A 14,126-nucleotide genomic window follows, 5' to 3' on the forward strand; every position below is an offset into this window, starting at 1 on the left:
ATTCAAATCATTTCAATTTTTTTTTGCTTTTTTAGACTGTTTATAAATCTATTCTTTTTATAATCATATCGTTAGATTAACTCTTAGTGCATCCATAATTTTTGTTTATTTTTGCCTCATATTATTTATGATATTATGGAACACATTCCTGACAATGATGATGATCTGTTTACAGGAAAAGATCATACTCCTTTAAGATCAGATGCTTTTGATCTGAAACCGGAAGAAAAGATCAAGAAAATTGAACAGCTTTTTGGAGAGATTATGCACACTTTGGGTCTTGATATGATGGATGATTCTCTTAAAGATTCTCCTAAGCGTGTTGCGAAAATGTATGTAAACGAGATTTTTGGAGGATTGCTTCCGGAAAATAAACCTGGTATCTCAACATTTAAAAATCAATATAAGTACCGTCAGATGCTTGTTGAGAAAGATATCACAGTCTATTCTTTCTGCGAGCATCATTTCCTGCCGATTATTGGGAAAGCGCACGTGGCTTATATTTCCAGCGGAGAAGTCATTGGTTTGTCAAAGATCAACAGAATAGTGGATTATTATGCGAAACGTCCGCAGGTTCAGGAGCGATTGACAATGCAGATTGTTGACGCTTTGAAAGAAGCTTTAGGAACTCAGAATGTAGCTTGCATCATAGATGCAAAACACCTTTGCGTGAATTGCCGGGGAATAAAAGATACCGCCAGTTCCACAATTACAGCAGAATTGAGTGGGATTTTCAGAACGAATCCGATTACTCGTCAAGAATTCTTACACTATGTAGGAAGCCATGCGAAGTTTGATTAATTTAATCTTAAAATGATAAAAAATGAATTACAACATATCTTTTCAGGACAGGGCGAAGTTAAGTATCGAGCTGTTATCAAAACAAATCATCAGTTACCTTGCAGGAAGCGAAAAATCAGGTGGAAAGATTGAAAGAGGCAAGTGCCTCATCATTGGCTAGAAAGTCACATAAAGTTTAATTATCAATTAAAAAATATGAAAGCAATGAATGATGAAAATTTTACAATTAACTTAGAAAGATATAAAATAGCAATTGAAGCAAGACATAAATTAAATGATGATTTTCATAAATGGATGACTTTTTATTATGTAGCTAATGGAGCAATTTTAATTTCTTTAAATGCAGTTTATCAAAAAAATATTGTCGACAATGATAGTTTATTATTGTTGTCACTTTTAGGGATAATTACAAGTATATTATGGAATTTTTCGTGTAAAGGTTATTACTATTGGTCTTCGAATTGGATAAAATTAATAAAGAAATTTGAAAAGGAAGTTTATGGTGATAAACTAGTGTACGGTTTTTTTTCAAACGAAGTTAAAGAAGGAGAGAAATTAATTTTTTATCCATTTGCGTCTAAAAATATATCGACACCAAAACTAACAATGTTATTCTCTTTGATTTCAATTATTAGCTGGACTTCTTATTCGGTTTACATAGTTGAAGAAATTTGGTGTAAAATTTTATTAATTGTTATTGTTCTATTAATCTATTTCATTCTCCCAATTTTTGTTAAAAGCAGAAAGGATGGTCAACATCAATTAGTGTGATTTTCAATCCATAAATTAAAGCAATGAACTTAAAAATATACAACTCGCTGTCAGGCGAAAAAGAAGTTTTCAAACCAATATTAGAAGGTAATATCGGGATGTACGTTTGTGGACCAACGGTTTACAGCAATGTGCATTTGGGAAATGTGAGAACTTTTTTGTCCTTCGATTTTATTTACAGAAGTCTTCAATTTCTGGGATATAAAGTTCGTTATGTCAGAAATATCACGGATGCAGGGCACTTGACAGATGATGGCGATATCAACAACGACAGATTCATCAAGCAATCCAGACTGGAAAAACTGGAACCAATGGAAATCGTACAAAAATACACGGTCGATTTTCATGAAGTTTTGAAGAAATTCAATCTGCTTCCGCCAACGATTGAACCAACTGCAACCGGTCACATCATCGAACAATTGGAGCTGACGAAACTTTTGGTTGAAAAAGGTTTTGCTTACGAAAGTAATGGTTCAGTCTATTTTGATGTTCTGGAATATAATGCGAGAGGACTCAATTATGGAGAACTTTCCCGGAGAAATATCGAAGAATTATTCGCCAATACAAGAGATCTTGACGGACAATTTGAGAAAAAAAATCCTCAGGATTTTGCCCTTTGGAAAAAAGCGTCGCCGGAACATATTATGAAATGGCCGTCACCTTGGGGAGAAGGTTTCCCAGGCTGGCATCTCGAATGTACGGCAATGAGCACCAAATATCTTGGCGACCAATTCGATATTCACGGTGGTGGAATGGATTTGAAATTTCCGCATCACGAATGTGAAATCGCCCAGGGAAAAGCTTGCAACGGCGTAGAACCGGTAAAATATTGGATGCACGCCAATATGCTGACAATGAACGGCCAAAGAATGAGCAAATCAACCGGAAATTATATTCTTCCCATGGAATTGATTACCGGAAATAATGATTTCTTTGAAAAAGCTTTTCACCCAAGTGTGTTGAGATTCTGTTTTTTACAGGCGCATTACAGAAGTGTGTTGGATATTTCCAATGATGCAATGTTGGCGAGCGAAAAAGGCTTCAACCGATTGATGGAAGCCGTTAAAATGCTTAATACACAAGTTCCAACAGAAGGCGTAGAAACATCATCTTTTGATTATAAAAACTGGAAAGAGAAAGTTTTGGAAGCTTTGTCAGACGATTTCAATAGTCCGATTTTGATTTCCCATTTATTTGAAGCCGTGAAGTTTATTTCAGCTTCGAAACTTGGAAAGGAAAGTATTTCGACCAATGATTATGAAGATTTGAAACAATTCCTGAACGCCATCGTTTTCGATGTTTTAGGATTGGAAATCATCGAAGAATCAAATAATGACAAGCTTGACCAGACTTTACAGGTTTTAATCGACTTGAGAAATCAAGCCAGAAAATCCAAGAATTGGGAACTTTCTGATCAGATTCGCGATCAGCTTCTGGAAAAAGGAATCGAACTGAAGGATGGTAGAGATGGGACAACGTATGTTTTAAATTGATTTTTTATTAATTGAGAATAATTTGCGGAAAATTATTAACTTAGCTAATAAATCATAAATTTAAAACGATGAATAAAAAATTATCTACTTTACTACTACTGGGTTTTGGTACATTGTCTTTTGCTCAGCAAGATATTTTAGCACTCACAGGAAAAGAAACTGCAAATATTATTTTTCAGGATTTCCGGGCTTTGGATTCCCAAAAAGGTATTACTGAAAATATCCTTTTATCTGCCAAAGATGAACCAAAAATCTATTCTGAAAAATGGAACAAAGAAATTTTTGAGGATAAAAAATCCAATGCAAATGCCTTGGCAAATCAAATGGCGACATTAGCCGTTGATGGAAGGGGAAAATTGGTTTATATGCCAATGTTTTCTTCCAATATCTATGTTTTTGATCCTCAAACTAAAAATATTGCGCTGGTAGAAAATGTTCTTTCTAATCCCACAGCTTGTGATACGGGTTCTCAGTTTTCCAGAATGACAATCGGCAAAGATGGAAATGTGTATGCGCTCTCCAATTCTGGCTCTCAGCTTCTGAAAATTTTCTACAAAGATGGGAAGTATGCAGTGACAGATCTTGGAATTGTAAAAGATAGTTCCGGAAATGGTGACAATCTTCTAAGCAAAATGCAAACTGGCTTCGGTGGTGATATGATTGCTGATGACGACAATAACTTTTATATTTTTTCGGCTTCCGGAAATCTCTTTAAATTAATAACCAAGGAATTGAAGGCTCAGTTCATTGGGAAAATAAAAGGATTGGATAGCAATTTTTCTGTAAACGGTGCTGCTGTCAATAAAAATGGAGAGGTTATCCTGGCGAGTGCAAAAGGAGGCGTTTTGCATACGTTCAACTTGGAAACTTTGCAGGCAGAACCATTAGCAAGAAAGATCGATATGCCTGTCTATGATTTAGGAAGTTCATATGTTTTGAAAAACAAAAAGAACCTGGTAGGAATTAATAAAAACGATATCTATCCTACAAAAGTGTCCGAAGGTTTTGTAAATATTAGAATCACAGATTCTCAAAAAGGAAACGCACAGGTTAAAATTTATAATACAGCGGGAACTATTGTTCTCAATAAAAAAATTGCTGATATAAGTAATTCTGAGAACAAGATAGAACTTGGAAATCTAATTTCTGGTGTTTATATCGTAAATGTAGAATCTGAAAATGGAAAAAGCATCATTTCCAAAAAAATAATTGTAGAATAATCTATAAGAATCTTAAATATTTAGAAATACGGTTAACGAAAGTTAAACCGTATTTTTTGTTTCAATAAAGACTTATTTTTGAATTAAAATTAACAGCCTTTTGAAGAAATTTCTATTTGTTTATTTTCTTTGTATTTCAGGTTTTGTCTTATCTCAGACGATTTCCGGAGTTGTGGTTACTGAGGAATCGGCACGCCTTCCAAAAACTCTCGTCATTAATATAACTTCCGAACAAAAAATCTGGAGTAATGACATGGGTGAGTTTTCCATCAATGCAAAAATTGGTGATGAGATCAGATTCGTGAAAGAAAACTATGAGCGTGAGAGAGTGATTGTTAAAAATAATTATTTCCTGACAGTAAGATTAATAAAAATGCCTTTGGAAATAGAAGAAGTGAAAATTTCTAATATTAAAATAACCGGAGATATTAATAATGATGCCAGCCGGTTGAAGACCAGAGATTCCAAAGAGGAACTCCGGCAAGCCATCGGGCTGCCAAAAGCACCGGAAAAATCCAGGGAAAAACCTGCAGACGCAGTTGATGATGTATTGATGCCTTTCCTTAGAATTCCGCCTGCGGTTAATATCCAAGGGATTTATGATGTTGTCAGCGGAAAATCTAAGAAGATGAAGCGGCTTTACAAATACGAAGACACGCAGGATGATATCAAATGGATAAGAAGTAAAATTGAAAATAATTATTTCACAGAAGCAGGAATCCCAACGGATAAAATCAATGACTTTATCTTGTTTTCTTTGCAGGATTCGAGTGTTGCACGTTATGCAAAAGCTAAAAATACAACCGGATTAATAACTGCTCTGGAGCAGCAAATCCCGGTTTTTCTAAAAAGAATTACGGAAAAATGATTTTTTTGCAGGAATATTATTTATAATTCAATATTTCGTTAAATTGCGTCAATATTAATAGACCTTAATAATGAAACTATACTTTAGTATTAATTTTGGAACAAAAGTTGGCCAACGGCTCGTTTTGCGCCTATACGACGAGAAAAACGACCATCGAGATTACAACTTAGAATATTCCGAAAATAATAACTGGACCACAGAAATTGATTATTTTTCAAAATCAATTCAGTACAAATACCTTTTGGTGAGCGAACAGGGAGATGTTTTGGATGAAGAAATTCCGTCACATCACCTCAATCTTCCAAATAGCTTCAAAGAATTTGTCATTTTTGATAACTGGAATCTCAAAAATTTCCCGGAAAATTATTTAACCAACAAAATTCTTCACAATCGTCTCCAAGGCTTCAAACCGGAGAAATTGTCGGTTGTAAAAAAACAAACCCATCTTTTTCGAATAGAAGCACCTCTTTACAATCCAAACTGGACTTTGGTTTTGATTGGGAATGTAGATGCCTTGGGAAACTGGAATGCTGAAAAAGCAGTTAAGCTCAAAGAAACCGATTACGGCGTTTGGGAAACTGGCGTTGAGATCCCGACACATCAAACCGTTCTTTACAAATATGCCATTAAGGACAAAAATACGGGACAACTATTTTACATAGAACCAGGAGAAAATCGTTGGGTTTTCGGAAATCCGACTAAGGATATTTTGTATGTAAAAGCAGATCATTATTTCAAATTCAATAATGAAACGCTTTGGCATTCGGCAGGTGTTGCTGTTCCTGTTTTCTCTTTAAGATCGGACGATGGCTTCGGTGTTGGCGAGTTTTCTGACATCAAAAAACTGGGAGATTGGGCCAATGACGCCAAGCTTTCTGTGATCCAGATCCTGCCGATTAATGATACAACTGCCAATTATACCTGGACGGATTCTTATCCTTATGCAGCTATTTCGGTTTATGCGCTTCATCCGCAATATCTTTCTATTGAGAAACTGGAATATACTTTACCGAACGATCTTGTAAAAGACTATCAGTCGAAAAAAGCAGAACTTAATGCTCTGAGTTTGATTGATTATGAACAGATGATCTCCGGAAAATGGAAATTTGCAACGGCGGTTTTCGAGGAGAATCAGGAAGCTATTCTTAAGGATAAAAACTTCAAGAAATTCATTAAGGATAATGAAGAATGGCTGATGCCGTACGCCGCTTTTTGTTTGTTGAGAGACAAATATAAAACGCCAAACTTCTACGACTGGAAAACGCATAAGAAATTTGTTGCCGGAAAAGTTGCAACTTTATATTCGCCAAAACATAAGGAGTATTCTGCGATTATGCTTCACGCGTGGGTTCAGTATCAGTTGCATTTGCAATTGCAGGACGCTGTGGAATATTTGCATAAACTGGGACTTTCCGTAAAAGGGGATTTGCCAATCGGGATCTACAGATATTCTGTAGAAGCGTGGACGGAACCAGAACTTTTCGGGATGGATTTCCAGGCCGGAGCACCACCGGATCAGTTTTCAGATTTGGGTCAAAACTGGGAATTCCCGACTTATAACTGGGAAGTGATGAAGGCTGACGGTTACCAATGGTGGAAAAAACGTTTCAAAGTTTTGGAGCAATATTTTGATGCCATGAGAATCGATCATATTCTTGGATTCTTTAGAATCTGGAGAATGCCGATTTCAGCAACTCAGGGATTATTGGGGTATTTTTATCCGGCAGTTCCTGTGACAGAAAGGGAGTTTTCTGACAGACAGATTCCTTTCAATTACGATCGTTATACCAAACCTTTTGTGAATGACCCGATTCTTTGGAAAACTTTCGGAGAAATTAAAGAAAAAGTACAGAATCATTTCTTCGATAATCATCATAATGGCATTTATACTTTTAAATCAGAATTTGATACGCAGAGAAAATTAACCGATTATTTCAAAAAAGAACCATGGGATTGGGCAGAAGAAAAGCTGATTTCGTTGGCTGGAAATGTTTTGTTTTTGACTGAAGAAACAGAGAATGGAGTAGTTTATCATCCAAGATTTAATATTTCTAAAACTTCGTCTTATAAATATCTTCCGGATTGGGAAAAAGCCAAGCTGAGCGATGTTTACAATGACTATTTCTTCAAGCGTCAGGATGGACTTTGGTACCAAAAAGCGATGGAAAAATTACCGGCTTTACTGAATTCTACAACGATGTTGATTTGTGGTGAAGATTTAGGGTTAGTTCCGGATTCGGTGCCTGTTGTGATGGACAAACTGGCAATCACCGCTTTGAAAGTTCAGAGAATGCCTTCCGACAATATTCCTTGGTATGATCCAAAAAATGCCAGCTACCTAAACGTGGTTACAGCGTCTTCTCATGACAGTTCTACCTTGAGACAATGGTGGCACGAGGACAGAAATCTGACTCAAAAATATTTTAATCAACAATTAGGGCAATACGGAACGGCACCTTGGGATCTTTCTCCCGAGTTATCAGAAATGATTATGAAGCAGCATCTTTATACAGAAGCAATGCTGGCGATCTTCCCGATCCAGGAATTTTTGGCAACAGATCAGAATCTGATGAACCCCGATATGGATGAGGAAAGAATCAATAATCCTGCAGTTTTCCCACATTATTGGCGATACAGAATGCATCTGAAGCTGGAAGATTTAAAAGACCAGACGCAATTCAGTCAGAAAATTGCCGGTTGGATAGAAGGAAGCGGACGATATTAAATTCAGTGAAAAATGATATAATTAAAACCTTTCAGATTAATTTCTGGAAGGTTTTTTATGTTTAATAATGAAAATTATTGTATTGATTATCAGTTGTTAATATTGATTTAATATTAGATTTTAATATATTAATTAATTGGACTTTAACTTTTATTCTTATCCAATATCCAAAAGATAGAAAAAGACATTTCGAAAGAACTTTGTTTTTCTGTTAATTTTTAAAATAAAAGAAAATGAAATCAATGATTCACGAATACCAAAATAAAAATATCTTAACAATGAGTAAAAAGATATTTTTAACACTCGCTATTATTTTTGGAGGATTAATTTCTGCACAAGATTATTACGATACTTATCCACAGGAATATAACGGATACGAATATTATGACAATTCTTATGACTATCCGGAAGATTATTATTACAATTACCCAACAGACTATTACCCGGATCAGTATTATCAGGGATATTACAATGATTATAGAAACGCAGTTTATGCTGTGAACTGGGATCAGTTCTTTTTTCAAAATCGTTTGAGTCCTTTCCAGATCAATCAGATAATAATGCTTAATAATCGTTTTGCTTCTTATGAAGCCTGGAATTCTTACTACAGATGGAATCCGGACAGATGGTATTACGACAGATTTTATGCTTTGCAAAATATTCTGGGACCGAGAGTTTTTGTGGTTTACCAAAATGTTTATTTCCGAGGAGCAAGTCCTTTTGTATATTACAGAAACCGTTGTGTCAATTTCTATGCAAGACGTTATCCCGTGAGACCGATTTACAGAAATGTGAATATTAATATTTATAAAGTAAACCGGGGAAATTTCCGAGAAGGATTTAGAAATCCGGGAAGAAATCAAGGGATGATAGATTCACCGAGAAATAATGGAGGTTTTCGCAATCAACCGCCAAGAAGCGGAGCGAATGGAAATAATATGGGAGTAAGAAGTCCGCAAAATGATGGCGTAAGAAATCCGCAGAACGGAGGAATCAGACCAAATGAAAACGGAGGATTCAGAAACCCGGAAGGTATCAGGGATAATAATTTTGGAGGGACAAGAAGTGGAAATGATAATATCAGAACACAGCCTTCTCCAAATATTAACTCTGGAGGAATTAGAAATCAAAACAACAGCATAAGACAAAATCAAAATTCTGAACGCAAGATTGAAAACAGAAGTAATAATCAAAGAAATTCTGCTCCAAGATCTGAAAGTAACGGCAGGTCTTCCGGAACAAGATTTACTTCAAGATAAATTTTAACAAACTTTATTATTTATAATTTTAACCTGGATTAAAATTTGACATCAAACTAACAGATTAATAAAAATCAAAACAAATATAAAATCGAAATCAAAATGAAAAAATTAATTTTAAGCGCAGCATTTCTTGGACTAGGTGTTTTTGGATTTGCACAGCAAACAGCAAAAGTGGATATGGAACAGAAAAAAGCTGAACATATGCAAAAATTGAAGCAGGAACTTAATCTTACAGATGCTCAGGTAGCGCAACTAAAAGCATTACACGAGTCAAAAGCAGCTGAAAGAAAACAGGATATGTCTACTAAAAAACAAGACAGAATGCAGAAAATGAAGGAGAATGAAGCGGAAATGCAGAAAATCCTGACACCAGAGCAGTACAAAAAATTCCAGGATTTGAAGGCTAAAAAAATGGCTGAAAGAAAAGAAAAATTTCAGGACAGAAAAAAAGCTGACGGAACATTAGTTAAGTAAGTTATTATTTAGTGATTAATTTCAGAGAGAGTAGTTATTTTTTAACTACTCTTTTTTTTATATTTGGAAAAAAATAAATAATTATGGTAAGCGAAGCGATTATAAATCTTATAAATGAGCAAATCACCAAAGAACAATACGCAGCACAACTCTATCTATCTATGAGTGCATGGTTCTATGCACAGGATCTGGAAGGTATCGGGAACTATTTCCGCGTACAGTCAAAAGAAGAACTAATGCATGCGGATAAAATGTTTGATTACATCAATGATGTCGGCGGAAAAATCATCCTGAATGAAATTCCAAAACCACCACACGAATTTTCGAATGCCCAGGAAATCTTTGAAAAAGCCCTGGATCACGAGAGACTGGTAACAAAAAGCATCTTCAATATCGTAAAAACTGCGAATGACGAAAGTGATTTTGCAACCACAAGTTTCCTGCAATGGTTCATTAATGAACAGGTGGAAGAGGAGTCCAGCGCTTCGCTTTTGGTTACCAAAATCAAAATGGTAAAAGATAACCCTTCCGCTTTGTATCTTTTCGATCAGGAATTGGCTCAAAGAGTATTTGTTCCGGCAGCCAATTGATATTTTTGAATGATGAAAAAACTAATAACCCTATTGGTGATGGTATCGGTAAAGATGCTGTCACAAAACTATGCGATCTCAGAGATCCCGGAAGAATTTAAAAAAGATGCAAATGCTGTTGTCCGTAATTATTCTTCGGAATATATTATAAAAGCTCAGGATGATATGGAAATCAAAGAAAAGAAGGTAATTTCTATATTAAATAAAGCAGCAGATAAATTTGCTTATGTCTATATACCCTATGACAAAACCACCAGAGTTTCGGATATAAAAATTCGGATTTTGGATGAAAACGGTAAACAGGTCAAGACTTATTCTAAAAGTGATATGAATGATATTGGTCAATCCAAAGACTCTTATCTATACACAGATTACAGAAGTTTTTTTCTGAATATTAACCAGCCAGGTTATCCATATACAATAGAAGTATCCTACACGACAAAAACATCGGACACCGCTTTTCTGCCTGTATTACAGCCATATATGTCGGATAATGTTTCTATAGAAAACTGGAGTGTGGATTTCAAGAATGAATCCGGCATCAAACTTCGTAAAAAAATTACAGAAACTTCATTTGGAAAGGCTGAGATCTCAGAAAGTGATAATTCTCTTAAAGCCCAATACAAAAATATTCCTGCCTACAAGGAAGAAAATTATGCTCCGGATCCCGAAACTATCTTTCCAAAAATAGAATTTGCTTTAGATAAGGTTTGTCTGAAAGGGCAATGCAGCGATTTTTCCGATTGGCAAAGCTTCGCAGGCTGGTATAACAAACTTTTGGAGCCAGTTTCTATTGTAACCCCGGAAATCCAGGCGGAAGTAAATTCTCTGAATCTATCAGGAACGGTTTCTGAAAAAGTTCAGCGGATCTACCAGTATATGCAGAGCAAAACGAGATATGTTTATGTAGGTGTGGGAATTGGGGGCTGGCAGCCGATGATTGCCGATGATGTCAGGAAAAAAGGCTATGGCGACTGCAAAGCTCTCACCAACTATATGCGTGTTCTTCTAAAAGCAGCAGGGATTCCTTCCTATTATTCGGTGATCTATATGGATAAAACACCGAAGATATTTGATAAAAATTTTCCGAAGATGGATGGTAATCACGTCATTCTGTATGTGCCAACCGAAAACGGAAATATCTGGCTGGAAAATACATCACAGAAAATCGCTTTTGACCACTTGGGTTATCGTACAATGGACAGAAATGTGGTGATGGTAAAAGACGGCAGTATAGAAATTAAAGATACTCCAAAATCATTGGCAGAGAATAATAAAGAAATTTTGAGGATTAAAGCCAATATCTCTGCCGATAATACACTGGACGTCACATCTTCATTTTCTTATCTTGGTGGTGTCTATGATATGATTATGCCATTGGTCTCATTGACGCCGATTGAACAGAAAGATGCTTTGAAACACCGCTATGAAAATCTACAGTTCGCTTCTATGGATATTAATAATTTGAATAATGACAGGAAAGATGCTAAGATCAATTTTGATCTTAATTTTAAAGCTGCTAATTATTCCAAATCATTAGGTTCTGATATCTATTTCCGTGCGCTTCCTTTTTCGGATTCCGATTTTTATTTGGAAAGTGCTGATAGGAAATTTCCTGTAGAAATCCCTTTTGGATTCACAGATGATTATGAAATAGAATATACAATACCAAAAGATTATAAATTTTCCGAAATCCCACTGACAAAAAGTTTAGTTACAGAATACGGAAATTATTCTATTGACTTCTCTAGGGTTGAAGATAAAATTATCATCAAAAGAAAATTCATCTTGAACAAAGGAGTCGTGCCACTTGATAAAATCAAAAATTATATTGATTTCCGAAAACAAATTAATAAAATTGATGCTACCAAAATCTTAATAACCAAACTATAATAAAACAGATGAAAACAAAAATTTTACAATTAATTTTAACTTGCCTCATTCTGCCGATTTTTGCGCAGCAATATAAATTTTTAGATCCGCCAAAATTGGATATTGAAGATCTCAAACTTAGTTCTTACGCCAAAAATCCTTCCGAAGCGGCCGAAGTGATCTATAAATCTTATCATTATTATATATCAGATGGAGATTTGAATCTGGATGTCATCAGCAGGGTGAAGATCTATAAAAAAGACGACGCCAAAAAATTTCTGGAAGAAGAAATCTATACCCGTATCGGTAAAAATCATAACGAAGAAAAAGTAACTTCTCTAAAGGTAAATACTTATAATCTGGAAAACGGGAAAATCGTGACAACAGCTGTTGAAAAAAATTCTAAATACCAGTCCAAAGAATCTAAAAACTATACGGTAACAAAATTTGCTTTCGAGAACGTAAAAGACGGCTCTATTGTAGAGTTCAAATACACTGTCCTTTCTCCTTTTATATATGTTATTCCCAGAGTAATGATTGAGGATGAAGTGCCTATTCGCTATTTTGAATATGTTTTTGATACGCCCAAAACTTATGGATATAATGTAAATTATAAAGGAGGTTTAACACCATTTGTAAGAGATATAAGCGAGAAAAAAATATATGGCGGAGATTATCAAACCTATCGTTTTGCTTATAAAGATATTTCAGCTTACAGAGATGAAAAGTATGTGAATAATATAGATAATTACAGGACATCCGTCCGATTTGAACTCAACTCTACAGACTTTCCTCTTAATAGCAATTACTATGGGATGAGTGGAGGTTTCAAATCTTATGGTGTTACCTGGAAAGATATCCAGAAACAATTATATGAGGATGAGAATTTTGGAGATGAATTGAAAAGAAGTAATCTTGTAAAAGACTTACTTCCTCAGGATATTAAATCAATAAAGAATGATAAAGAAAAAGCAGCAGCAATTTTGAAATTCACTCAAAATAAATATACTTGGAATGGAGAATATTCTGCCTTTACAGATCAGGGTATCAAAAATCTTATCAATACAAAATCCGGGAACTCTGCAGAAATTAATCTGTTATTAATTCTGTTGATGAGAAGTGCGGGTCTGGAGGCAGAACCTGTATTGTTATCTACTGTAGGAAAAGGACTTTTGACATCATACTCTCCAAGTGTAACAACATTTAATGATGTTTTAGCGATGATAAATTTTGAAGAAAAACCAGTGTTATACGATGCGACTTCTAAAATGAGTTTGCCTAACATTATTCGTCCCGCTGCGCTCAATTACTTTGGATATGTCATGACAAAAACAGATGCCAAGCAAATCAATATATTTTGTCCCGAGAAAAGCACCACTTATCTCACCGTAGATGCAAAACTCAGCCCAGACGGTAATTTTGCAGGTTCTTTTTCGGATAAGGATACAAAGTTGTATGCGATGATGAACAACGAAAGTTATAATGAAGACAAAGACGCTTACCAAAAAACATCTTACAAAGACCGGTATGCTTTTCCTTTCACAAATATCAAAACTGAAGTGCTGGATAACAATGATTTCCAGACCAGCTTTGATTTTGATTCTGATACTTTTGTAGACGGAATCGGAGGTAAATTAGTATTCAATCCACTCTTGTTTTTATATAATAAATCTCACGAGTTTGATCAAACTGAAGAGAGACGCTCGCCTATTGAACTGATGACAGGTTATGATAAAATCAAAAAAGTGACCATTACTCTGCCGGACGGTTATGCTTTCGAAAATGTCCCGAAATCCAAAAAATTCAGGACAGAGGACAACGCTTTACAATATGTTTATAAAGTGACACAGGAAGGCAACAAATTAACGGTTGAGACCACAACGACAGTTGAAGATCCCGTTTACCCAAAGGAATATTATCCGGCATTCAAGCAGATCTTCGATAATATTACAAAAATGGAAGGCCAGGTAGTGACGGCTGTGAAGAAATAATAAATTAAAATCCCGGGCATTATTTCCCGGGATTTTTTGTCTATAATCTATTAATATAT

Annotated in this window: 11 protein-coding genes; all 11 read left to right on the forward strand. The window is 35.2% G+C overall.

Annotation, left to right across the window (positions count from 1 at the left end):
- Positions 1-135 precede the first annotated feature (135 nt).
- Positions 136-801: a GTP cyclohydrolase I FolE gene (folE, locus tag ACFJGY_RS05535; protein WP_379968915.1), complete on the forward strand. Its 666-nt coding sequence runs from the start codon at positions 136-138 to the stop codon at positions 799-801.
- Between the two features lie 204 nt (positions 802-1,005).
- Positions 1,006-1,572: a hypothetical protein gene (locus ACFJGY_RS05540; protein ID WP_379968917.1), complete on the forward strand. Its 567-nt coding sequence runs from the start codon at positions 1,006-1,008 to the stop codon at positions 1,570-1,572.
- Between the two features lie 23 nt (positions 1,573-1,595).
- Positions 1,596-3,065: a cysteine--tRNA ligase gene (gene cysS / locus ACFJGY_RS05545; RefSeq protein WP_379968919.1), complete on the forward strand. Its 1,470-nt coding sequence runs from the start codon at positions 1,596-1,598 to the stop codon at positions 3,063-3,065.
- 68 nt (positions 3,066-3,133) lie between these two features.
- Positions 3,134-4,285, forward strand: a complete 1,152-nt coding sequence (locus ACFJGY_RS05550; RefSeq protein ID WP_379968921.1) for a T9SS type A sorting domain-containing protein — start codon at positions 3,134-3,136, stop codon at positions 4,283-4,285.
- Positions 4,286-4,385: 100 nt separating this feature from the next.
- On the forward strand, positions 4,386-5,153 hold the full coding sequence (locus ACFJGY_RS05555) for a carboxypeptidase regulatory-like domain-containing protein (RefSeq protein ID WP_379968923.1): 768 nt from the start codon (positions 4,386-4,388) through the stop codon (positions 5,151-5,153).
- A gap of 70 nt (positions 5,154-5,223) precedes the next feature.
- Entirely contained in the window at positions 5,224-7,878 is a 2,655-nt protein-coding gene (locus tag ACFJGY_RS05560) for a 4-alpha-glucanotransferase (RefSeq protein WP_379968925.1), read from the forward strand.
- A gap of 278 nt (positions 7,879-8,156) precedes the next feature.
- A complete protein-coding gene (locus tag ACFJGY_RS05565) occupies positions 8,157-9,137 on the forward strand; it encodes a hypothetical protein (protein WP_379968927.1) in 981 nt (326 codons plus the stop codon).
- Between the two features lie 102 nt (positions 9,138-9,239).
- A complete protein-coding gene (locus tag ACFJGY_RS05570) occupies positions 9,240-9,614 on the forward strand; it encodes a hypothetical protein (protein ID WP_379968929.1) in 375 nt (124 codons plus the stop codon).
- An 83-nt stretch (positions 9,615-9,697) separates the two neighbouring features.
- Positions 9,698-10,204, forward strand: a complete 507-nt coding sequence (locus ACFJGY_RS05575) for a ferritin (RefSeq protein ID WP_379968931.1) — start codon at positions 9,698-9,700, stop codon at positions 10,202-10,204.
- Between the two features lie 12 nt (positions 10,205-10,216).
- Positions 10,217-12,097 (forward strand): DUF3857 domain-containing protein, encoded by a 1,881-nt coding sequence (locus ACFJGY_RS05580; RefSeq protein ID WP_379968933.1) that lies wholly within the window; start codon positions 10,217-10,219, stop codon positions 12,095-12,097.
- 8 nt (positions 12,098-12,105) lie between these two features.
- Positions 12,106-14,067 carry a DUF3857 domain-containing protein gene (locus ACFJGY_RS05585; protein ID WP_379968935.1) on the forward strand — a complete coding sequence of 654 codons (1,962 nt, stop codon included), beginning with the start codon at positions 12,106-12,108 and terminating at the stop codon, positions 14,065-14,067.
- Positions 14,068-14,126 lie beyond the last annotated feature (59 nt).

It is taken from the genome of Epilithonimonas sp. UC225_85 (assembly GCF_042695135.1).
In the GTDB taxonomy this organism is placed as follows: Bacteria; Bacteroidota; Bacteroidia; order Flavobacteriales; family Weeksellaceae; genus Epilithonimonas.

Excerpts from the sequence above, each read along its gene's own strand:
- ACFJGY_RS05585 (WP_379968935.1), top strand. The coding sequence starts at position 12,106 with ATGAAAACAAAAATTTTACAATTAATTTTAACTTGCCTCATTCTGCCG.
- folE (WP_379968915.1), top strand. The coding sequence starts at position 136 with ATGGAACACATTCCTGACAATGATGATGATCTGTTTACAGGAAAAGAT.
- ACFJGY_RS05550 (WP_379968921.1), top strand. The coding sequence starts at position 3,134 with ATGAATAAAAAATTATCTACTTTACTACTACTGGGTTTTGGTACATTG.
- cysS (WP_379968919.1), top strand. The coding sequence starts at position 1,596 with ATGAACTTAAAAATATACAACTCGCTGTCAGGCGAAAAAGAAGTTTTC.
- ACFJGY_RS05580 (WP_379968933.1), top strand. The coding sequence starts at position 10,217 with ATGAAAAAACTAATAACCCTATTGGTGATGGTATCGGTAAAGATGCTG.
- ACFJGY_RS05565 (WP_379968927.1), top strand. The coding sequence starts at position 8,157 with ATGAGTAAAAAGATATTTTTAACACTCGCTATTATTTTTGGAGGATTA.
- ACFJGY_RS05540 (WP_379968917.1), top strand. The coding sequence starts at position 1,006 with ATGAATGATGAAAATTTTACAATTAACTTAGAAAGATATAAAATAGCA.
- ACFJGY_RS05575 (WP_379968931.1), top strand. The coding sequence starts at position 9,698 with ATGGTAAGCGAAGCGATTATAAATCTTATAAATGAGCAAATCACCAAA.
- ACFJGY_RS05570 (WP_379968929.1), top strand. The coding sequence starts at position 9,240 with ATGAAAAAATTAATTTTAAGCGCAGCATTTCTTGGACTAGGTGTTTTT.
- ACFJGY_RS05560 (WP_379968925.1), top strand. The coding sequence starts at position 5,224 with ATGAAACTATACTTTAGTATTAATTTTGGAACAAAAGTTGGCCAACGG.